Annotated in this window: 18 protein-coding genes; 13 read left to right on the forward strand and 5 right to left on the reverse strand. The window is 65.0% G+C overall.

What is annotated here, in order from left to right; all coding sequences use genetic code 11:
- The first annotated feature begins 7 nt into the window (after window positions 1-7).
- The 6 genes from ACQ4OD_RS02255 (at window position 8) to ACQ4OD_RS02280 (ending at window position 6,709) form a co-directional block, all read left to right on the forward strand.
- On the forward strand, window positions 8-1,294 hold the full coding sequence (locus ACQ4OD_RS02255) for an ABC transporter substrate-binding protein (RefSeq protein WP_198754436.1): 1,287 nt from the start codon (window positions 8-10) through the stop codon (window positions 1,292-1,294).
- Between the two features lie 149 nt (window positions 1,295-1,443).
- Window positions 1,444-2,352, forward strand: a complete 909-nt coding sequence (locus ACQ4OD_RS02260; protein WP_023630395.1) for a carbohydrate ABC transporter permease — start codon at window positions 1,444-1,446, stop codon at window positions 2,350-2,352.
- Window positions 2,345-3,190, forward strand: coding sequence for a carbohydrate ABC transporter permease (locus ACQ4OD_RS02265; protein ID WP_110699842.1), 846 nt, complete (start codon window positions 2,345-2,347; stop codon window positions 3,188-3,190). Before ACQ4OD_RS02260 ends, ACQ4OD_RS02265 begins: the two co-directional genes overlap by 8 nt.
- A gap of 3 nt (window positions 3,191-3,193) precedes the next feature.
- Window positions 3,194-4,348, forward strand: coding sequence for an ABC transporter ATP-binding protein (locus ACQ4OD_RS02270; protein WP_139669080.1), 1,155 nt, complete (start codon window positions 3,194-3,196; stop codon window positions 4,346-4,348).
- Window positions 4,349-4,361: 13 nt separating this feature from the next.
- On the forward strand, window positions 4,362-5,735 hold the full coding sequence (locus ACQ4OD_RS02275) for a carbohydrate porin (RefSeq protein WP_372241207.1): 1,374 nt from the start codon (window positions 4,362-4,364) through the stop codon (window positions 5,733-5,735).
- 119 nt (window positions 5,736-5,854) lie between these two features.
- Window positions 5,855-6,709, forward strand: a complete 855-nt coding sequence (locus ACQ4OD_RS02280; protein ID WP_046854323.1) for a D-hexose-6-phosphate mutarotase — start codon at window positions 5,855-5,857, stop codon at window positions 6,707-6,709.
- On the opposite strand, the gene hexR is transcribed toward ACQ4OD_RS02280, so the two are convergent.
- Window positions 6,702-7,565: a DNA-binding transcriptional regulator HexR gene (gene hexR, locus ACQ4OD_RS02285; protein ID WP_172670918.1), complete on the reverse strand. Its 864-nt coding sequence runs from the start codon at window positions 7,563-7,565 to the stop codon at window positions 6,702-6,704. The two genes, ACQ4OD_RS02280 and hexR, sit on opposite strands and share 8 nt — an antisense overlap.
- Before the next feature lie 191 nt (window positions 7,566-7,756).
- Here hexR and zwf point away from each other — a divergent pair, with 191 nt between their 5' ends.
- The 3 genes from zwf to ACQ4OD_RS02300 are packed head-to-tail and all read left to right on the forward strand — an operon-like array spanning window position 7,757 to window position 10,618.
- Window positions 7,757-9,226, forward strand: coding sequence for a glucose-6-phosphate dehydrogenase (zwf, locus tag ACQ4OD_RS02290; RefSeq protein WP_139669086.1), 1,470 nt, complete (start codon window positions 7,757-7,759; stop codon window positions 9,224-9,226).
- Window positions 9,213-9,926, forward strand: a complete 714-nt coding sequence (gene pgl, locus ACQ4OD_RS02295) for a 6-phosphogluconolactonase (protein WP_198754439.1) — start codon at window positions 9,213-9,215, stop codon at window positions 9,924-9,926. Before zwf ends, pgl begins: the two co-directional genes overlap by 14 nt.
- 17 nt (window positions 9,927-9,943) lie before the next feature.
- Window positions 9,944-10,618, forward strand: coding sequence for a bifunctional 4-hydroxy-2-oxoglutarate aldolase/2-dehydro-3-deoxy-phosphogluconate aldolase (locus ACQ4OD_RS02300; RefSeq protein WP_046854326.1), 675 nt, complete (start codon window positions 9,944-9,946; stop codon window positions 10,616-10,618).
- Between the two features lie 188 nt (window positions 10,619-10,806).
- Here the strand turns inward: ACQ4OD_RS02300 and leuA are convergent, their stop codons facing one another.
- The 3 genes from leuA to xseA form a co-directional block, all read right to left on the reverse strand.
- Window positions 10,807-12,480, reverse strand: a complete 1,674-nt coding sequence (leuA, locus tag ACQ4OD_RS02305) for a 2-isopropylmalate synthase (RefSeq protein WP_198754440.1) — start codon at window positions 12,478-12,480, stop codon at window positions 10,807-10,809.
- 350 nt (window positions 12,481-12,830) lie between these two features.
- The gene (locus tag ACQ4OD_RS02310; RefSeq protein ID WP_430943817.1) at window positions 12,831-13,658 is read right to left on the reverse strand and encodes a peptidoglycan DD-metalloendopeptidase family protein; all 828 of its coding nucleotides are present in this window, start codon (window positions 13,656-13,658) and stop codon (window positions 12,831-12,833) included.
- A 3-nt stretch (window positions 13,659-13,661) separates the two neighbouring features.
- A complete protein-coding gene (xseA, locus tag ACQ4OD_RS02315) occupies window positions 13,662-15,041 on the reverse strand; it encodes an exodeoxyribonuclease VII large subunit (RefSeq protein WP_430943818.1) in 1,380 nt (459 codons plus the stop codon).
- A 137-nt stretch (window positions 15,042-15,178) separates the two neighbouring features.
- On the opposite strand from xseA, the gene ACQ4OD_RS02320 reads away from it, so the two are divergent.
- On the forward strand, window positions 15,179-15,943 hold the full coding sequence (locus tag ACQ4OD_RS02320; protein ID WP_198754442.1) for an N-acetylmuramoyl-L-alanine amidase: 765 nt from the start codon (window positions 15,179-15,181) through the stop codon (window positions 15,941-15,943).
- On the opposite strand, the gene ACQ4OD_RS02325 is transcribed toward ACQ4OD_RS02320, so the two are convergent.
- A complete protein-coding gene (locus ACQ4OD_RS02325) occupies window positions 15,931-16,830 on the reverse strand; it encodes a LysR family transcriptional regulator (protein WP_430943819.1) in 900 nt (299 codons plus the stop codon). The two genes, ACQ4OD_RS02320 and ACQ4OD_RS02325, sit on opposite strands and share 13 nt — an antisense overlap.
- A gap of 97 nt (window positions 16,831-16,927) precedes the next feature.
- Between ACQ4OD_RS02325 and ACQ4OD_RS02330 the strand changes: the two genes are divergently transcribed.
- From ACQ4OD_RS02330 to guaB, 3 genes are all read left to right on the forward strand, one after another.
- Window positions 16,928-17,683: a sulfite exporter TauE/SafE family protein gene (locus ACQ4OD_RS02330; protein WP_139669097.1), complete on the forward strand. Its 756-nt coding sequence runs from the start codon at window positions 16,928-16,930 to the stop codon at window positions 17,681-17,683.
- 50 nt (window positions 17,684-17,733) lie between these two features.
- Window positions 17,734-18,291 carry a sugar ABC transporter ATPase gene (locus ACQ4OD_RS02335; protein ID WP_198754443.1) on the forward strand — a complete coding sequence of 186 codons (558 nt, stop codon included), beginning with the start codon at window positions 17,734-17,736 and terminating at the stop codon, window positions 18,289-18,291.
- 86 nt (window positions 18,292-18,377) lie between these two features.
- A complete protein-coding gene (guaB, locus tag ACQ4OD_RS02340) occupies window positions 18,378-19,847 on the forward strand; it encodes an IMP dehydrogenase (RefSeq protein ID WP_023628475.1) in 1,470 nt (489 codons plus the stop codon).
- Window positions 19,848-19,865: the final 18 nt, after the last annotated feature.

Raw genomic sequence — 19,865 nt, forward strand, 5'->3', positions numbered from 1 at the left:
TAATCCCATGCATCCGACGCTTCGTCTCGCCGCCGCGATCTCCTTCGCCTCCCTGTTCTCCCTCAGTGCCCAGGCCGCCGACTCCAAAGGCAGCGTGGAAGTCGTCCATTGGTGGACCTCCGGCGGCGAGAAGGCCGCCGTCGACGTGCTCAAGGCGCAGGTCGAGAAGGACGGCTTCACCTGGAAGGACGGCGCCGTTGCCGGCGGCGGTGGCTCTACCGCCATGACCGTGCTCAAGAGCCGCGCCGTGGCCGGCAACCCGCCCGGAGTCGCGCAGATCAAGGGCCCGGATATCCAGGACTGGGCCGCCACCGGGCTGCTCGATCCCGACGTGCTCAAGGGCGTGGCCAAGGACGAGAAATGGGACGGCCTGCTCGACAAGAAGGTCGCCGACACCGTGAAGTACGACGGCGACTACGTGGCCGTGCCAGTGAACATCCACCGTATCAACTGGCTGTGGATCAACCCGCAAGTGTTCAAGAAGGCTGGTATCGACAAGGCCCCGACTACCCTCGATGAATTCTACGCCGCTGCCGACAAGCTCAAGGCTGCTGGCTTCATCCCACTGGCCCACGGCGGCCAGCCGTGGCAGGACAGCACTGTGTTCGAGAATGTGGTGCTCTCGGTGATGGGCGTCGAGGGCTACAAGAAGGCCCTGGTCGAGCTGGATGAAAAGGCCCTGACCGGCCCCGAGATGGTCAAGGCGCTCACCGAGCTTAAGAAGGTCGCCACCTACATGGACCCGGACGGCAAGGGCCAGGACTGGAACCTTGAAGCGGCCAAGGTCATCAACGGCAAGGCCGGCATGCAGATCATGGGCGACTGGGCCAAGAGCGAATGGACCCTGGCGAAGAAGACCGCTGGCAAGGACTACCAGTGCGTGGCCTTCCCCGGCACCGACCAGGCCTTCCTCTACAACATCGACTCGCTGGTGGTGTTCAAGCAAAAGGACAAGGGAACCGCGGCAGGCCAGCAGGACATCGCCCGCAAGGTCCTGGGCGAAGACTTCCAGAAGGTCTTCAGCATCAACAAGGGCTCGATCCCGGTGCGTAACGACATGCTTGCCGACATGGGCAAGTACGGCTTCGACAGCTGCGCCCAGACGGCGGCCAAGGACTTCCTGGCCGACGCCAAGTCCGGCGGCCTGCAACCGAGCATGGCGCACAACATGGCCACCACCCTGGCGGTACAGGGGGCGTTCTTCGATGTGGTGACCAACTACATCAACGATCCCAAGGCCGATCCGGCCGACGCGGCGAAGAAGCTGAACGCAGCTGTCAAAGCGGCCAAGTAAGGGGCTGACGGCCCTATCGCCGGCAAGTCGCGGCGGCGAACCGCGGCTCCCACAGGTACAGCGATCAGCCTGAGCACACCTGTACCTGTGGGAGCTGGCTTGCCAGCGATAAGGCCCGCGCAGGCAATCTCGTATCGGGAACCCAGATCATGACTACAGCAACCGCCCGCCTGCGGGCCTCCCCCCTGGACGCGCTGCAGCGCTGGCTGCCGAAACTGGTGCTGGCGCCGAGCATGTTCATCGTCCTGGTGGGCTTCTACGGCTACATCCTGTGGACCTTCGTCCTCTCGTTCACCACCTCTACTTTCCTGCCCACCTACAAATGGGCGGGCCTGGCCCAGTACGCCCGGCTGTTCGACAACGACCGCTGGTGGGTGGCGAGCAAGAACCTGCTGCTGTTCGGCGGTCTGTTCATCGGCATCACCCTGGCCATCGGCGTGTTCCTTGCCGTGCTGCTCGACCAGCGCATCCGCCGCGAAGGCTTCATCCGCACCATCTACCTGTACCCCATGGCGCTGTCGATGATCGTCACCGGTACCGCCTGGAAGTGGCTGCTCAACCCAGGCATGGGCCTGGACAAGCTGCTGCGTGACTGGGGCTGGGAAGGCTTTCGCCTGGACTGGCTGATCGACCCCGACCGGGTGGTCTACTGCCTGGTGATCGCTGCCGTGTGGCAGGCCTCGGGCTTCATCATGGCGATGTTCCTCGCCGGCCTGCGCGGCGTCGACCAGTCGATCATCCGCGCCGCACAGCTCGATGGCGCCAGCCTGCCGCGCATCTACTGGACCGTGGTGCTGCCCAGTCTGCGCCCGGTGTTCTTCAGCTCGCTGATGATCCTCGCGCACATCGCGATCAAAAGCTTCGACCTGGTGGCGGCGATGACCGCGGGGGGGCCGGGCTACTCCTCGGACCTGCCGGCAATGTTCATGTACTCGTTCACCTTCAGCCGTGGGCAGATGGGCATGGGCTCGGCCAGCGCGATCCTCATGCTGGGCGCGATCCTGGCGATCATCGTCCCCTACCTGTACTCCGAGCTGCGGGGCAAACGCCATGACTAGTCCTGTCGACAAACCCGCGCTGAACCTCAGCCGCATCGCCATCCACGCGGTGCTGCTGCTGGCGGTGTTGCTGTACCTGGTGCCACTGGTGGTCATGCTGCTGACCAGCTTCAAGACCCCCGAGGACATCAGCACCGGCAACCTGCTGAGCTGGCCTGCGGTGTTCACCGGCATTGGCTGGGCCAAGGCCTGGGCCACGGTCAACGGCTACTTCCTCAACTCGATCCTGATCACCGTGCCGGCGGTGCTGATCTCCACGGCCATTGGCGCGCTCAACGGCTACGTGCTGTCGATGTGGCGCTTCCGTGGCTCGCAGCTGTTCTTCGGCCTGCTGCTGTTCGGCTGCTTCCTGCCGTTCCAGACCGTGCTGCTGCCGGCCTCGTTCACCCTCGGCAAGCTGGGCCTGGCCAGCACCACCAGCGGCCTGGTGCTGGTGCATGTGGTGTACGGCCTGGCCTTCACCACATTGTTCTTCCGCAACTACTACGTGAGCATCCCCGAGGCGCTGGTCAAGGCCGCGCGTCTGGACGGCGCCGGGTTCTTCACCATCTTCGGGCGGATCATCCTGCCGATGTCGACGCCGATCATCATGGTCTGCCTGATCTGGCAGTTCACCCAGATCTGGAACGACTTCCTGTTCGGCGTGGTGTTCTCCAGCGGCGACTCGCAACCGATCACCGTGGCCCTGAACAACCTGGTCAACACCAGCACCGGGGCCAAGGAATACAACGTCGACATGGCCGCGGCGATGATCGCCGGGCTGCCGACGCTGCTGGTCTACGTGATTGCGGGCAAGTATTTCGTGCGCGGGCTGACCGCCGGCGCGGTCAAGGGGTAAGTCATGGCAACACTCGAACTTCGCAATGTGCACAAGACCTATGGTGCGGGCCTGCCGGACACGCTCAAGGACATCCAGCTGGCGATCAAGGACGGCGAGTTCCTGATCCTGGTCGGGCCCTCGGGCTGCGGCAAGTCGACGCTGATGAACTGCATCGCCGGCCTGGAAAGCATCAGCGGCGGGGCGATCCTCATCGACGACGAGGATGTCAGCGGCATGAGCCCCAAGGATCGCGACATCGCCATGGTGTTCCAGTCCTACGCGCTGTACCCGACCATGAACGTGCGCGACAACATCGCCTTTGGCCTGAAGATCCGCAAGATGTCCCAGGCCGCCATCGACGAGGAGGTGGCGCGGGTGGCCAAGCTGCTGCAGATCGAGCACCTGCTGGGGCGCAAGCCCGGCCAGCTGTCCGGCGGCCAGCAGCAGCGCGTGGCCATGGGCCGGGCGCTGGCGCGGCGGCCGAAGATCTACCTGTTCGACGAACCGCTGTCGAACCTCGACGCCAAGCTGCGGGTGGAGATGCGCACCGAGATCAAGCTGATGCACCAGCGCCTGAAGACCACCACGGTGTATGTCACCCATGACCAGATCGAGGCCATGACCCTGGGCGACAAGGTGGCGGTGATGAAGGACGGCATCATTCAGCAGTTCGGCACCCCGCAACAGATCTACAACGACCCGGCCAATCTGTTCGTCGCCAGTTTCATCGGCTCGCCGCCGATGAATTTCATTCCCGTGCGCCTGATGAAGCAGGACGGGCGGGTGCTGGCGCTGCTCGACAGCGGCCAGGCGCGCTGCGAGCTGCCGCTGGGCGTGGCGGCGGACGAGCTGGAAGGGCGCGAGATTATCCTCGGCGTGCGCCCTGAACAAATCTCGCTGGGGGCCGCCGAGGGTAACGGCATGCCCGCGATCCGCGCCGAAGTGCAGGTCACCGAGCCCACCGGCCCGGACCTGCTGGTGTTCGTCACCCTCAACCAGACCAAGGTCTGCTGCCGCCTGGCGCCGGATGTGCCGTGCCGGGTGGGCGACAGCCTCAACCTGCAGTTCGACCCGGCGCGGGTGCTGCTGTTCGACGCCGGCAGCGGCGAACGTCTCGACCTCGCCGCCAGCGGCACTGCCATCAAGGACAACGTGACTCGCTTCAAAGGCCGTTGAATCGTCTAGAACAATGCATAACAAGAAAAGAGGACGCAAAGGGATGGAACATCGCAATCGCATCAAGACCCTGGGATCGCTCGCCTTGCTGGCGCTGATCGGCAGCAGCGGGGCCCAGGCCGCCGAGGCTTTCTCGTCGGAATCGAAATGGATGACCGGCGACTGGGGCGGCACCCGTACCGAGCTGCTGGAGAAGGGCTACGACTTCACCCTCGACTACGTTGGCGAAGTGGCCGGCAACCTGCACGGTGGCTACAACGACGACAAGACCGCGCGCTACAGCGACCAGTTCGCCCTGGGCGCGCACCTGGACCTGGAGAAGATCTTCGGCTGGAAGGACACCGAGTTCAAGCTGGCGATCACCGAGCGTAGCGGCCGCAACCTGTCCAACGACCGCATCAGCGACCCGCGTGCCGGGCAGTTCAGCTCGGTGCAGGAGGTTTGGGGGCGCGGCCAGACCTGGCGCCTGACGCAGATGTGGGTCAAGCAGAAGTACTTCGACGGCGCGCTGGACGTGAAATTCGGCCGCTTCGGCGAGGGCGAGGACTTCAACAGCTTCCCCTGCGACTTCCAGAACCTGGCCTTCTGCGGCTCGCAAGTGGGCAACTGGGTCGGCGGCATCTGGTACAACTGGCCGGTCAGCCAGTGGGCGCTGCGGGTCAAGTACAACATCACCCCGGAATTCTTCGTCCAGGTCGGCGCCTACGAGCAGAACCCGTCGAACCTGGAGACCGGCAACGGCTTCAAACTCAGCGGCAGCGGCACCAAGGGCGCGATACTGCCGGTGGAGGCGGTGTGGTCGCCGAAGGTCAACGGCCTGCCGGGCGAGTACCGCCTGGGCTACTACTACAGCACCGCCAAGGCCGACGACGTGTACGACGACATCAACGGCAACCCGCAGGCGCTGACCGGCGCGGCGTTCAAGTCGCACTCCAGCAAGCACGGCTGGTGGGTCGTGGCCCAGCAGCAGGTCACCGCCCATGCCGGCGACGTCAACCGCGGCCTGAGCCTGTTCGCCAACTTCACCGTGCACGACAAGGCCACCAACGTGGTCGACAACTACCAGCAGGTCGGCCTGGTCTACAAGGGCGCCTTCGATGCCCGGCCCAAGGACGACATCGGCTTCGGCATCGCCCGCATCCACGTCAATGACGATGTGAAGAAGCGTGCCGAGCTGCTCAATGCCCAGTCCGGCATCAACGACTATGACAACCCAGGCTTCGCGCCGCTGCAGCGTACCGAGTACAACGCCGAGCTCTACTACGGCTTCCACGTCACCAACTGGCTGACCGTGCGCCCGAACCTGCAGTACATCAAGAGCCCGGGCGGTGTGGATGAAGTGGACAACGCGCTGGTCGCGGGGTTGAAGATTCAGTCGTCATTCTGAGAAAAATTGTTGTAAATTTACGCCATCCATTTCGGCCTTCCCGCTAACCACTGGTCTGCAGTGGTTAGCGGGCACGGGCTGAGACAGCGCTATCTCGAACAACAAAAGAGCTTGGAACCATGCCCGAACATCCGCTACATCGCTTCTTCACCTCGCAACGGCCCAGGCCGACCTTCGAGTGGGAGCGTTACCAGCAGCGCGATGTGCTGATCATCGACCACCCTCGCTGCCAGGCAGTGTTCAGCCGCCAGGGCGGGCAGCTCCTGCACTTTCAACCCGCCGGTGAGAAACCCTGGTTGTGGTGCGCCGAGCAGTGGCCGCAGGTAGGGGCTATCCGCGGAGGCGTGCCGGTGTGCTGGCCCTGGTATGGCCGCCATCCCAGCGAGGACCTGTGGCCGGCCCATGGCTGGGCGCGCCTGCTGGACTGGAAGCTGGTGGACAGCCGCGAGGACGAGGAGGGGGTGACCCTGAAATGGCGCCTGGACCTGTGCGACTGGCAGGTCGACCTGCATGCCCGGCTTGGAGCGAGCATGGAACTGAGCCTGAGCACCGAGCACCAGGACAGCGAACCGTGCCAGCTGAGCCATGCGCTGCTGGCCTACTGGCGGATCAGCGACGTGTCGAAGATAGCGCTGTCTGGGCTGGAGGACATCGACGGCTACGACCGTCTCAATCGCCAGGCCTGCCGCGAAGACGGCGCGCTGACCCTCAAGGGCGGTTGCCAGCGGGTCTATCCCGGTACGCCGCGGGTGCAATTGCAGGACCCGGCCTGGCAGCGCGAACTGTGCATCGACACCGGCGACAGCGACGACACTGTGGTCTGGCACCCTGGCAACCGGCCGTTGATGGGCGTGAGCGGGCGCGAGTGCCAAGGCTTCGTCTGCGTCGAGGCGGCCAGCGGCAGTGGCGAGGGTCTGAGCCTGGCGCCGGGCGAGCGGGCGCACCTGCGTTTGCAGGCGCACCGGCTCAGTTGAGGTCGTCGTCCTCGATCGGGTAGCGACTGGCGTTGAGGCTTTCCTTGATCTTGCGCAGGTGCGGCTGGAAGTCCACGCCACGGCGCAGGGTCATGCCGGTGGCGAGCACATCGAGCACGGTGAGCTGGATGATCCGCGAGGTCATCGGCATGTAGATGTCGGTGTCTTCCGGCAGCGGGATATGCAGGCTCAGGCTGCAGGCCTGGGCCAGGGGCGAGCCGGCGGCGGTCAGGCCGAGCACCGAGGCGCCGTTTTCCCGCGCCAGGCGCGCCACCTCGACCAGTTCGCGGGTGCGCCCGGTGTAGGAAATGATCACGAACAGGTCGCCGGTGTGGGCCACCGAAGCCAGCATGCGCTGCATCAGCACATCGGCGTGGGCCGACACGGCGAGATTGAAGCGGAAGAACTTGTGCTGCGCATCGAGGGCCACCGGGGCCGAGGCGCCGAGGCCGAAGAAGTGGATCTGTCGGGCTTGGATCATCATGTCCACGGCGCGGCTGACCTGCTGCGGGTCGAGCGCCTGGCAGGCGCTGTCGAGCGAGGCAATGGCGCTGCCGAAGATCTTCTGGGTGTAGGCGGCCGGATCGTCGTCGGCCTCCACCGCGCGGCTGACATAGGCGGCGCCGCTGGCCAGGCTCTGCGCCAGTTGCAGCTTGAGCTCGGGGTAGCCGCTGACGCCGAACGAGCGGCAGAAGCGGTTGACCGTCGGCTCGCTGACACTGGCCGCCTGGGCCAGGGCGGCAATGCTGAAGCGGGTGGCTTGCTGCGGGTTGAGCAGGATGACTTCGGCGACCTTGCGTTCGGCCTTGTTCAGCTCGTCGAGGCGGCCCTGGATCTGTTCCAGGAGGTTTCGCACGCGGTCCATGGTGTGTCCTTGGGTCGGGAAGCAGGCTTTTTGCGCTGGTGTGTATCCTACTGTCGGTAAGATTGTCACACCACTTGTCTGTAATAGCTGTATTGGATGTTGTGGTTTTTACTACATTACCCCTTGAAAAGCAGGGTTGAAACCGGTATTCCTAGTCCAACATTTATAAAAGAACCAACATTATGGCCGCGATCAGTGTCGAACCCTGCACCTTCGCCCTCTTTGGCGCCCTAGGCGACCTGGCATTGCGCAAGCTGTTCCCCGCGCTCTACCAGCTCGACCGCGCCGACCTCCTGCACCCCGACACCCGCCTGCTGGCCCTGGCCCGCGAGCCGGGCAGCGTGCAGGAACACCTGAACAACATCGAAGCCCATCTGCGCCGCCACGTGCCGGAGGCCGAGATCGATGCCGCTTCCCTGGGGCGTTTCCTCGGGCGCCTCAGCTACCTGCACCTGGACTTCGTCGAGCCCGAGGGCTACCAGGCCTTGGCCGAACAGGCACCGGGCGGGCAGCCGCTGATCGCCTACTTCGCCACGGCGGCAGCGGTGTACGGCGCGATCTGCGAGAACCTCGACAAGGCCGGCCTGGCGTCGCGTACCCGGGTGGTGCTGGAAAAGCCCATCGGCCACGACCTGGAGTCGTCGCGCCGGGTCAACGACGCCGTGGCGCGGTTCTTCCCCGAGAGCCGGGTCTACCGTATCGACCACTACCTGGGCAAGGAGACGGTGCAGAACCTGATCGCCCTGCGCTTCGCCAACAGCCTGTTCGAAACCCAGTGGAACCAGAACTCCATCTCCCATGTGGAGATCACCGTCGCGGAGAAAGTCGGCATCGAGGGCCGCTGGGGCTACTTCGACAAGGCCGGCCAGCTGCGCGACATGATCCAGAACCACCTGTTGCAGCTGCTCTGCCTGATCGCCATGGACCCGCCCAGCGACCTCTCGGCCGACAGCATCCGCGACGAGAAGGTCAAGGTGCTCAAGGCACTGGCGCCGATCACCGGCGAGGGCTTGAGCACCCATGTGGTGCGTGGCCAGTACATCGCCGGTTTCAGTGACGGCAAGCCGGTGCCGGGTTACCTCGAAGAGGACAACGCCAACGCCCAGAGCGACACCGAGACCTTCGTCGCCCTGCGTGCCGATATCCGCAACTGGCGCTGGTCGGGCGTGCCGTTCTACCTGCGCACCGGCAAGCGCATGCCGCAGAAGCTGTCGCAGATCGTCATCCATTTCAAGGAAACCCCGCACTACATCTTCGCCCCGGAACAGCGTTTGCAGATCGGCAACAAGCTGATCATTCGCCTGCAGCCGGACGAGGGCATCTCGCTGCGGGTGATGACCAAGGAGCAGGGCCTGGACAAGGGCATGCAACTGCGCAGCGGCCCGCTGCAGCTGAATTTCTCCGACACCTGGCGCAGCGCGCGGATCCCGGATGCCTATGAGCGGTTGCTGCTGGAAGTGATGCGCGGCAACCAGAACCTGTTCGTGCGCAAGGACGAGATCGAATACGCCTGGAAGTGGTGCGACCAGCTGATCGCTGGCTGGAAGACCAGCGGTGACGCGCCCAAGCCCTATGCGGCCGGCTCCTGGGGGCCGATGAGCTCGATTGCATTGATTACACGTGATGGGAGGGCCTGGTATGGCGATATCTGAACTGCAACTGCCGGCGACCGTGAAGGTTCATCAGCTGGCCGACCCGAAAACCCTGGCGGCGACCCAGGCCTTCGACGTGGCCGAGCGCCTGCGCCAGGCGATCGCCAGCAAGGGGCAGGCTTGCCTGGTGCTGTCTGGCGGGCGTAGCCCGGTGCCCTTCCTCGAGAAGCTGGCTGGCGAGGCGCTGGACTGGTCCCGGGTCACCGTGAGCCTGGCCGATGAGCGCTGGGTGCCGGTGGCGCACGACGACAGCAACGCCGGCCTGCTGGCTCGTCACCTGTTCAAGGGGCCGGCGGCCAAGGCGCGCTTTATCGGGCTCTACCAACCCGCCGCTACCCTCGAAGCCGCTGCCGAGCAGGCCGACCAGGTGCTGGCCGACCTGCCACCGATCGATGTGCTGGTGCTGGGCATGGGCGACGATGGCCATACAGCCTCGCTGTTCCCGGCCAGCCCCAACCTGCGCCAGGGTCTGGCCAAGGTCGGTGAGCGCCGCTGCCTGCCGATGTTGGCGCCCAGCGTGCCGCACCAGCGCCTGAGCATGACCCGCGCGCTGCTGGCCACTGCCGGCCTGACCCTGTTGTCGGTGCAGGGCGTGGGCAAGCTTGCCACCCTGCGCACCGCGCTGGCGGCCGAAGACCCAACCGAAATGCCGATTCGCGCCTTTCTTCACGACCCCCTGGACATCTACTGGTGCCCATGAGCCAAGGATCCATTGTCATGACCACCCTCGAACGCCCACAGCCTTTGCTCTCGATGGCCGACAAAGCCGCGCGGATCGACGCGATCTGCAACAAGGCGCGCATCCTGCCGGTGATCACCATCGCCCGTGAGGAAGACATCCTGCCCCTGGCCGATGCCCTGGCCGCTGGCGGCATCCGCACCTTGGAGGTGACCCTGCGCTCGCAACACGGCCTGAAGGCCATCCAGGTGCTGCGCGAGCAGCGCCCGGAACTGTGCGTCGGCGCCGGTACCGTGCTCGACCGCGGCATGTTCGCCGCCGTCGAGGCGGCGGGCGCGCAGTTCGTCGTTACCCCGGGCATCACCCAGGACATTCTCGAAGCGGGCGTGGACAGCGATATTCCGCTGTTGCCGGGCATCAGCACGCCGTCGGAGATCATGATGGGCTACGCCCTGGGCTACCGCCGCTTCAAGCTGTTCCCCGCCGAGATCAGTGGCGGCGTGGCGGCGATCAAGGCATTCGGCGGCCCGTTCGGCGACATTCGCTTCTGCCCCACTGGCGGGGTCAACCCGGCCAACGTGCGCAACTACATGGCCCTGCCCAATGTGATGTGCGTGGGCGGCACCTGGATGCTCGACAGCAGCTGGATCAAGAACGGTGACTGGGCGCGGATCGAGGCGTGCAGCGCCGAGGCGATGGCGCTGCTGGACTGACAGATTTCGTTGTGTGCTACACGGCTTGTGGGGCGCTTGGTCGGCGCCCCTTTTTTTGCCTGTGATTTGGGTGCAACCGGTTCTGGCCCTATCGCGGGGCAAGCCCGCTCCCACGAGCCCGCGATAGCGTCGGAAAACCAACAAAAAAGCCCGCATCGAGGATGCGGGCTTCGGTCATCAGCGATGGCTTACGCCGCCTTGGCCTGCTGCTGGCTCAGCGACCGGTTCAGTGCGCTGAACAGCGCCTTGAAGCTGGCGGTGGTGATGTTCTCGTCGATGCCCACGCCGTGCACCGGACGCCCGCCGGCCACGCGCAGCTCGATGTAGGCCGCGGCCTTGGCATTGGTGCCGGCGCCGATGGCGTGTTCGTTGTAGTCCATAATCTCCACGGCGATCGGCAGGCCGGCCACCAGTGCCTCGAGGGCGCCGTTGCCCTTGCCGTGCCAGTGCAGGGTGGTTTCGCCTTCACCGGAGACTTCCACTTGCACGTGGCTGCTGCCGTTTTCTTCCTGCAGGCGGTGGCTGACCAGGGCATATGGCGCGTTGGCCTGGAGGTATTCCTTCTGCAGCAGCTTGTAGATCTGCTCGGCGGTCATTTCCAGGCCGAGACGGTCGGTCTCGCCCTGTACCACTTGGCTGAACTCGATCTGCATGCGGCGCGGCAGGCTGATGCCATATTCCTGCTCGAGCAGGTAGGTGATGCCGCCCTTGCCCGACTGGCTGTTGACGCGGATCACCGCCTCGTAGCTACGGCCGATGTCGGCCGGGTCGATCGGCAGGTATGGCACTTCCCACAGCTCGCCGTCCTGCTGCTTGGCGAAGCCTTTGCGAATGGCGTCCTGGTGCGAGCCGGAGAAGGCGGTGTGTACCAGGTCGCCGACGTACGGGTGACGTGGGTGCACCGGCAGCTGGTTGCATTCCTCGACGACCTTGCGCACGCCGTCGATATCGGAGAAGTCCAGCTGCGGGTCGATGCCCTGGGTGTAGAGGTTCAGTGCCAGGGTCACCAGGTCGACGTTGCCGGTACGCTCGCCGTTGCCGAACAGGCAGCCTTCGGCACGGTCGGCGCCAGCCATCAGGCCCAGCTCGGTGGCGGCGATGCCGGTGCCACGGTCGTTGTGGGTGTGCAGGCTGATGATCACGCTGTCGCGGCGGTTGACGTTACGGCAGAACCACTCGATCTGGTCGGCGTAGACGTTCGGCGTGGCGACTTCGACGGTGGCCGGAAGGTTGAGGATGATCTTGTGCTCGGGGGTCGGGTTCCACACCTCGATTACCGCGTCGCACACTTCCTTGGCGAATTCCAGTTCGGTGGCGCTGAAGGTTTCGGGCGAGTACTGGAAGGTCCACTGGGTTCCCGGCTGCTGCGCCGCGTACTTGACGAACAGCTTGGCGGCATTGACCGCGATGTCCTTGACGCCCTGCTTGTCCTGGTTGAAGACGATGCGGCGGAACGACGGGCAGGTGGCGTTGTACAGGTGAACGATGGCCTTCTTGGCGCCGCGCAGGGATTCGAAGGTACGGGCGATCAGGTCTTCACGGGCCTGAGTGAGCACCTGGATGGTGGTGTCGTCCGGGATGTGGCCGTCTTCGATCAGGGTGCGCACGAAGTCGAAGTCGGTCTGCGATGCGGACGGGAACGACGCTTCGATTTCCTTCACGCCCACCTGCACCAGGGTCTTCCAGAAACGCAGCTTCTTCTCGGCATCCATCGGCTCGATCAGCGACTGGTTGCCATCACGCAGGTCGGAACTGCACCAGATCGGCGCCTGGGTGATGGCCTTCGACGGCCAGGTACGGTCAGGCAAGTCGATGGTCGGGAAAGCGCGGTACTTCTTCGATGGGTCTTTGAGCATGGTCATGGAAGCAATCCTTTTATGTGCGGCCGTGATCGGGCCTGCCGAACGTGTACGAGATGAAAAGGCGAGGCGACGCGATTCACCCTGGTAGTCGGGCGCTGACCAGGCAGAGGCTGCGGTGTTGTTGGAGGAGGGTGCTGAAGATGTTCATATGCTCAACCCTAACCAGTGGGTTGGGGGATGGCAAGCATTGCGGGAAAATTGAGAGGAATGCTTAAAAAAACGAGTTTACAGAGTTTTCATGGCCATTAATTTCGGTTTGTTGAGATTTTATTGCTTTAAGCTTTTTCATTGCGCAAATCGCGGGGCCAGCGTTGGCTGCGTGGGAGCGGGCTTGCCCCGCGATTGCGATTTCAGGGCTGGAACGCGCCGATGAAGATCGCCGGATCCACCCGCGCATCGTTCAGGCTGACGTTCCAGTGCATGTGCGGCCCGGTGGCCCGGCCAGTCGAACCTACGCGGCCCACCACCTCGCCACGGCGCAGCGCCTGGCCCGGCTTCACGTCGATCTTCGACATGTGGCAGAACATGCTGATGAAGCCTTGCCCATGGTCGACGAACACCGTGCGGCCATTGAAGAAGTAGTCGCCCACCAGGATCACCTTGCCATTGGCCGGGGTCTTGATCGGCGTGCCGGCGGGCACGGCGAAGTCCAGCCCGGCATGGGGGTTGCGTTCCTCGCCATTGAAGAAGCGGCGCACGCCGAACTTGCTCGACAGCGGCCCGTTGACCGGCTTGTCGAGGACCAGGTTGCTCGGCAGCACAGGGCTGAAGCTGCGGTAGGCCTTGATCTGCTCGGCCAGTTCACGGTCGATGCGCTTGAGGTCCTGCGGTTCAGGGTTGACCTGGCGCTTGTTCTTCAAGGTGATGTGCTGCTCGGGGTACTTCTTGCTGCCGACACTGAAAGGAATGTTGCGCCCACCCTGGGTCAGCACGGCACTGCCAGGCTTTTGCGTAAGCGGAATGCCGACGATGGCCAGCCAGTTGTCCTGCTCCCTGACCACCAATACCGGTTTGCCATCGAAGCGCGCGGTCGGGGCGCTGGCGCCCGGGCCCAGGTCGATCACCGCCACGCCGCCGGGCACGGGCTTGTTGAGGGCGCGGGTAATGTAGCTGGCGTGGGCGGCCGTGACCGGCAGCAGCAGGGCGAGGGCAAGCAGGGGCGCGAACAGGCGAGGCATGTGTCAGTCCAGTAGCGAGAGGGTGACCGGGGTCTGGTGGTTGTCCTCGACCCGCACCTTGAGCTCGCCTTCGTTGAGGCGGGCAGTCAGGCGTTGGCCGTTGTGGGTTTGCGCGGCGCTGCGGATGGCCTGGCCGCGCTCATCCAGGAGGATGCTGTAGCCGCGGGCGAGGGTGGCCAGCGGGCTGACCACCTGCAGGGTCTGCAGCTGTGCCTGGAAGCGCTGGCGGCGGTCCTTGAGCACCTCGCGCATGGCCCGCGGCAGGCGCTCGGCGAGGCTGTCCAGGCGCTGCTTGAGCAGTTTCAGGCTGCGTCCCGGATGTTGCGCGGCCAGGCGCGTGTCGAGGCGGCCGAGGCGTTGCTGGCGCTGGTTCATGTCGAGCATGAAGGCGCGACGCAGGCGCATGTCCAGGTCGTCCAGGCGCTGGGCCTGCTGGCGCAGGCGTTCGCCGGGGTGGCGCAGGCGTCGGGCCAGCCCGTCGAGGCGCAGGCGGTCGTGGGTCAGGCGGTTCTGCATGCGCAGCAGCAGGCGCCGTTGCAGGCTGTCGAGGCGCTGCTGCAGGCCGCTGCTGTCGGGGGCGAGCAGCTCGGCGGCGGCCGACGGCGTGGGTGCGCGTACATCGGCGACGAAGTCGCTGATCGACACGTCGGTCTCATGGCCCACGGCGCTGACAATAGGCGTGACGCAGGCGGCCACGGCGCGGGCCACGGCCTCTTCGTTGAAGCACCAGAGGTCTTCCAGCGAGCCGCCGCCACGGGCCAGGATCAGCGCGTCGAAGCCTTGCCGATCGGCCATCTGCAGGGCGCGGACGATCTGGTTGATCGCCTCGCGGCCCTGCACCGCGGTGGGGATCAGGTTCAACTCGACCTGCGGCGCACGGCGGCCGAACACACTGATGATGTCGCGAATCACCGCGCCGGTGGGCGAGGTGATGATGCCGATGCGTTGCGGGTGCGCTGGCAGCGGCTTCTTGCGTTCGGTGCTGAACAGCCCCTCGGCGCCGAGCTTTTCCTTCAGCGCCTCGAACGCCAGGCGCAGGGCGCCGTCGCCGGCCGGCTCGACCGTATCGAGGATCAGCTGGTAGTCGCCACGCCCTTCGAACAGCGAGACCTTGCCGCGCACCCGTACCGCCAGGCCGTCGCGCAGGGCCTGGCGCACCCGGGCGGCGTTCTGCCGGAACAGCGCGCAGCGGATCTGCGCGCCGCTGTCCTTGAGGGTGAAGTACATATGGCCGGAGGCCGGGCGGGCGAGGTTGGAAATCTCGCCTTCCACCCAGACGCTGCGGAACACGTCCTCGAGCAGCACGCGGGCGCGGCCGTTGAGCTGGCTGACGGTGAGGACCTCGCGGTCCAGGCCGAGTCGTTCGAAAGGGTCTCTGATCATGGCGGCATCATAAAGGAGCCGTCGCGCGGATGCACTGTGCCGGCTGCTGGTACGCCCAACCTTGGGAGTATTTCCGGCTGCCGGCCCCGACACCCGGCGATGCAGTCTGGGCGCTTGATTCCATGAGGAGATTCGCCATGTATCCCATAGACGCCCACACTTACCGCTCCAAGGCTTTCAACCGACGGGTGCGATTCCTGGTGCTGCATTACACAGCCATCAATTTCAACGGCTCGATCAATGCGCTGGTCAACGGCACCCAGGTCAGCGCCCACTACCTGGTGCCCGACCCGTCCGATCCGAGCTTCGCGAGTGCAGGTTTTGACGCGATGCGCACCTTCAACCTCGTTGACGAGAACGAGCGCGCCTGGCATGCGGGGGTCAGCGGCTGGGCAGGACGCAGCAACCTGAACGATACGTCGATCGGCATCGAGATCGTCAACCAGGCGTCGGTGAGCAACGGCCAGTTCATGTTCCCGCCCTATCACCCCCAGCAGGTGGAAGCCTTGATCCAGCTGGGCCAGGCGATCCTGCAGCGCTATCCGGAGATCACGCCGACCCAGGTGGTCGGTCATAGCGACATCGCCATTGGCCGCAAGAGCGACCCGGGCGCCGCTTTTCCCTGGCAGGCCCTGCACCAGGCCGGTATCGGCGCCTGGTATGACGAGGCGCGCAAGGCGCACTACGAGCAGCGGTTCGCGGGTTGCCTGCCGCAGCTCAAGATCGTCCTCGACAAGCTGCGTACCTACGGTTACAGCTTCCCGACCCGCCCCGATCCGGCCCAGGTGCGCGCGTTGCTCAGGGCGTTCCAGCTGCATTTCAGGCCAGGCAACTATGACGGTGTGCTGGATGCCGAGACCGCGGCGATCGTCTTTGCGCTGGTGGAGCGCTACATGCCCTGATCGCCCTGTGGCGAGCGCAGGCTGTCCAGCAGCTTTCTCGACAGCGCTGCTGCGTCGCGTCGGCAGGCCAGGGCCACGGTGCTCTGGCAAGCCTCGGCCAGCGGCACGAAGGTGACAGAGGGCGGGGCGATCTCGCGCATGCTCAGGGGCAGCAACGCCACACCGAACCCGGCCTGGATCAGTTGCAGCTGGGTGGTCTTGCGCGACACCACCTGCGCCGCCCGGGGAAAGAACCCTTCGTTCATGCATAACGACGCCGACAGGTAGCTCAGCCCGCCGCGCTGGCGGTGGGGTATGGAAATGAAGCGCTCCTCGCGCAGGTGCCCCAACCGAACACTGGCTGCCGCGGCCAGTGGGTGGTTCGCCGCCACAGCCAGCAGCAGGGGCTCATCGAACAACGCATGCAGCTCAACGCCCTCATGCTGGCGCAGCACCGGCAGGCGCAGCAGGCCAATTTCCAGGCGGCCTTGTGCGATATCCTCCAGTTGTGCTTCCGACGATTGCTGGGCGATCTCCAGGGAAACGCCGGGGTTGTCCTCGAGGTAGCCGCCGAGGCGCTGCAGGAGCTGCCCGGTCAGTGGCACGGTGCTGGAGTGGTTCAGTCGCAGGCTGCCACGCAAGCCCTGGCCAATCTCGTGGGCCAGGCGCTCGGCTTTGCCCAGGTCAACCAGCAGGCATCGGGCGCGCTCGAGAAAGGCCTGACCGGCCACGGTCAGGCGTGGCAGGCGCGCAGTGCGTTCGAACAGGGCGGTGCCCAGCTGAAGCTCAAGCTCCTTGATCTGCCGGCTGAGGGCCGACTGGGCAATGTACAACCGCTCGGCGGCGGCGCTGAAGCTGCCGACCTCGGCGATTTCGACGAAGTAGCGCAGTTGGCGGATAGAGGTCATGTCATGCCTTTTCGAGATGTCTTGCGGCGAAAAGACATATTAGTCGGCATGGCTTGTGGCTGGCTAATCTTCAGTGGACTTCCTAGGAACTGCCGCGATGCTCGCTCAATTGTCGTTTTCCACGTCCGACTGGCTGCCCATCCTGCTGGGAGTGGGGGTGGCCTACATCGTCTTCGGCATCGCCGGTTTCGGCACCGCGCTGGTCGCCGGCCCCGTGCTGATCCATTTCATGCCGTTGTCACGGATCATCCCGCTGCTGGTGCTGCTGGACTTCGTCGCCGCCTTCGGCAACCTGCTGCCTTCGCGGCGCGATGTGGTGCGCGGCGAGTTGCTGCGCCTGCTGCCGTTCATGGCCGTGGGTTGCACCCTGGGCGTGGTGTTCCTGCTACGGCTCAAGTCCGATCTGCTGCTGTTGCTGATGGGCATCTTCGTGACCGCCTATGCGGTCTATGGCCTGGCGGTCAAGGTGCGCCCGGCTAGCCTGTCGGGCGCCTGGGCGGTGCCCATGGGCACGGTGGGCGGATTGTTCGGCGCCTTGTTCGGCAGTGGTGGTTTCCTCTACGCGATCTACCTCAGCGCCCGCCTGGAGGCCAAGGAACAGGTGCGTGCGACCCAGGTCGCCCTGATCAGTTGCAGCACGGTGGTGCGCCTGTCGCTGTTCCTGATCGCCGGGGTGTATGCCGATAGCAGCTTGCTGCTGCTCGCCGCCTGCCTGTTGCCGGTGATGTTCGTCGGCACCTGGCTGGGGCGGCGACTGACCTTGAAACTGTCCCGCGAGGCCTTCATCCGCCTGGTCACCTGGTTGGTCCTGGCTAGCGGCCTGGCGCTTATCGGCCGCTACCTGAGCGCCTGAGCAGGCGCTAGAATTGCGCCATTACCGCAGTCCCCAGGCCCGCCTCACGCATGAATACCCAGAGCATCATCGTCCCCAAACTGTCCACCGTGCCCGTCCATGAGGCCCGCGCCCGCGCCATCCTGCGCTGGCTGGTGCGCGAAAAAATCGTCGAGGAACAGTTGAGCACCTGTGGGCGCACCGGCAACCGCATGGGCCATGCCCTGGCGGAGGGGGCGCGCAAGGTGGCCCTGCATCCCGAGAGGTTGCCGTTCGGCGAGCAGGTCAACGGCCTGGAAGTGATGCTCAAACGCTGCATCTACACCCCCACCGACGGTTTTCTCGAAGAAGCCGGTTGCCCGGAGTGCCGGCGCGAGGTCGGCGAGCCGCTGTTCGAGAGCCTGGAGGAGTGGATGCCGGGGGTGAGCGACAACTTCACCTGCCCGTTGTGCGGCTTCGAAGACGACATCAATGGCTTTCTCTATTTGCAGCCGTGTGCCTTTTCCAACCTGGGGTTCATCTTCAATAACTGGGGCGAGGCCGGGTTTACCCAGGCCTTCCTCGACAGCTTCGCCGACTGGCTGGACCAGTCGGTGGCGGTGGTGCAGGTAAAACTGCCGCAAGGCTGACCGAAGGCCCTTATTTTGCATTGAGCGGCGCGCCATGGATGGGTATAATGGCGCGCTTCCATTTTTCCCTCCCGGGAGCCCCCGCGATGCTGCGTATCAGCCAAGAAGCCCTGACCTTCGACGATATCCTCCTTGTACCTGGCTACTCCGAGGTACTGCCCAATGAAGTCAGTCTCAAGACCCGTTTGACTCGTGGCATCGAGCTGAACATTCCCCTGGTCTCCGCCGCCATGGATACCGTGACCGAAGCGCGCCTGGCCATCGCCATGGCCCAGGAAGGCGGCATCGGCATCATCCACAAGAACATGACCATCGAGCAGCAGGCCGGCGAAGTACGCAAGGTCAAGAAGTTCGAGGCTGGCGTGGTCAAGGACCCGATCACCATCGACGCCGACGCCACCGTGCGCGACCTGTTCGACCTGACCCGCCTGAACAACATCTCCGGTGTTCCGGTGCTGGAAAACGGTGACCTGGTCGGCATCGTCACCTCCCGCGACGTGCGCTTCGAAACCCGCCTGGACGCCAAGGTCCGCGACGTGATGACCCCCAAAGAGCGTCTGGTCACCGTCCGCGAAGGCGCCGACAAGAACGAAGTCCGCGAGCTGCTGCACAAGCACCGCCTGGAAAAAGTCCTGATCGTCGACGACAAGTTCGCCCTCAAGGGCATGATGACCGTCAAGGACATCGAGAAGGCCAAGGCCTACCCGCTGGCCAGCAAGGACGACCAGGGTCGCCTGCGCGTCGGCGCCGCGGTCGGCACCGGCAAGGACACCGGCGAGCGCGTTGCCGCCCTGGTAGCCGCCGGCGTTGACGTGGTGGTGGTCGACACCGCCCACGGTCACTCCAAAGGCGTGATCGACCGCGTGCGTTGGGTGAAAGAAACCTACCCGCAAGTGCAGGTGATCGGCGGCAACATCGCCACCGGCGCCGCCGCCAAGGCCCTGGCAGAAGCCGGCGCCGACGCGGTCAAGGTCGGTATCGGCCCAGGCTCGATCTGCACCACCCGTATCGTCGCCGGTGTCGGCGTGCCGCAGATCAGCGCCATCGCCAACGTCGCCGCCGCACTGGAAGGCACTGGCGTGCCACTGATCGCCGACGGCGGCATCCGTTTCTCGGGTGACCTGTCCAAGGCCATCGTCGCCGGTGCGTCCTGCGTGATGATGGGCTCGATGTTCGCCGGTACCGAAGAAGCGCCGGGCGAAGTCGAACTGTTCCAGGGCCGTTCCTACAAGGCCTACCGTGGCATGGGCTCGCTGGGAGCCATGGCACAGGCGCAAGGCTCGTCCGACCGTTACTTCCAGGACTCCTCGGCCGGCGCCGAGAAGCTGGTGCCGGAAGGTATCGAAGGCCGCGTGCCGTACAAGGGCGCCCTGGCCGCGATCATCCACCAGCTGATGGGCGGCCTGCGTTCGTCCATGGGCTACACCGGCAGCGCGACCATCGAAGAGATGCGTACCAAGCCGGAGTTCGTGCGCATCACCGGTGCCGGCATGGCCGAGTCCCACGTGCATGACGTGCAGATCACCAAGGAAGCCCCTAACTACCGCGTAGGCTAAGGCTTCCAGCAATTACCG

This window comes from Pseudomonas sp. WC1, assembly GCF_050586565.1.
Classification (GTDB): domain Bacteria; phylum Pseudomonadota; class Gammaproteobacteria; order Pseudomonadales; family Pseudomonadaceae; genus Aquipseudomonas.

Bases quoted from the DNA above. Each gene is read 5' to 3' on its own strand.
- ACQ4OD_RS02255 (WP_198754436.1), top strand. From the start codon at position 8: ATGCATCCGACGCTTCGTCTCGCCGCCGCGATCTCCTTCGCCTCCCTG.
- ACQ4OD_RS02260 (WP_023630395.1), top strand. From the start codon at position 1,444: ATGACTACAGCAACCGCCCGCCTGCGGGCCTCCCCCCTGGACGCGCTG.
- ACQ4OD_RS02265 (WP_110699842.1), top strand. From the start codon at position 2,345: ATGACTAGTCCTGTCGACAAACCCGCGCTGAACCTCAGCCGCATCGCC.
- ACQ4OD_RS02270 (WP_139669080.1), top strand. From the start codon at position 3,194: ATGGCAACACTCGAACTTCGCAATGTGCACAAGACCTATGGTGCGGGC.
- ACQ4OD_RS02275 (WP_372241207.1), top strand. From the start codon at position 4,362: ATGCATAACAAGAAAAGAGGACGCAAAGGGATGGAACATCGCAATCGC.
- ACQ4OD_RS02280 (WP_046854323.1), top strand. From the start codon at position 5,855: ATGCCCGAACATCCGCTACATCGCTTCTTCACCTCGCAACGGCCCAGG.
- zwf (WP_139669086.1), top strand. From the start codon at position 7,757: ATGGCCGCGATCAGTGTCGAACCCTGCACCTTCGCCCTCTTTGGCGCC.
- pgl (WP_198754439.1), top strand. From the start codon at position 9,213: ATGGCGATATCTGAACTGCAACTGCCGGCGACCGTGAAGGTTCATCAG.
- ACQ4OD_RS02300 (WP_046854326.1), top strand. From the start codon at position 9,944: ATGACCACCCTCGAACGCCCACAGCCTTTGCTCTCGATGGCCGACAAA.
- leuA (WP_198754440.1), bottom strand. From the start codon at position 12,480: ATGACCATGCTCAAAGACCCATCGAAGAAGTACCGCGCTTTCCCGACC.
- ACQ4OD_RS02310 (WP_430943817.1), bottom strand. From the start codon at position 13,658: ATGCCTCGCCTGTTCGCGCCCCTGCTTGCCCTCGCCCTGCTGCTGCCG.
- xseA (WP_430943818.1), bottom strand. From the start codon at position 15,041: ATGATCAGAGACCCTTTCGAACGACTCGGCCTGGACCGCGAGGTCCTC.
- ACQ4OD_RS02320 (WP_198754442.1), top strand. From the start codon at position 15,179: ATGTATCCCATAGACGCCCACACTTACCGCTCCAAGGCTTTCAACCGA.
- ACQ4OD_RS02325 (WP_430943819.1), bottom strand. From the start codon at position 16,830: ATGACCTCTATCCGCCAACTGCGCTACTTCGTCGAAATCGCCGAGGTC.
- ACQ4OD_RS02330 (WP_139669097.1), top strand. From the start codon at position 16,928: ATGCTCGCTCAATTGTCGTTTTCCACGTCCGACTGGCTGCCCATCCTG.
- ACQ4OD_RS02335 (WP_198754443.1), top strand. From the start codon at position 17,734: ATGAATACCCAGAGCATCATCGTCCCCAAACTGTCCACCGTGCCCGTC.
- guaB (WP_023628475.1), top strand. From the start codon at position 18,378: ATGCTGCGTATCAGCCAAGAAGCCCTGACCTTCGACGATATCCTCCTT.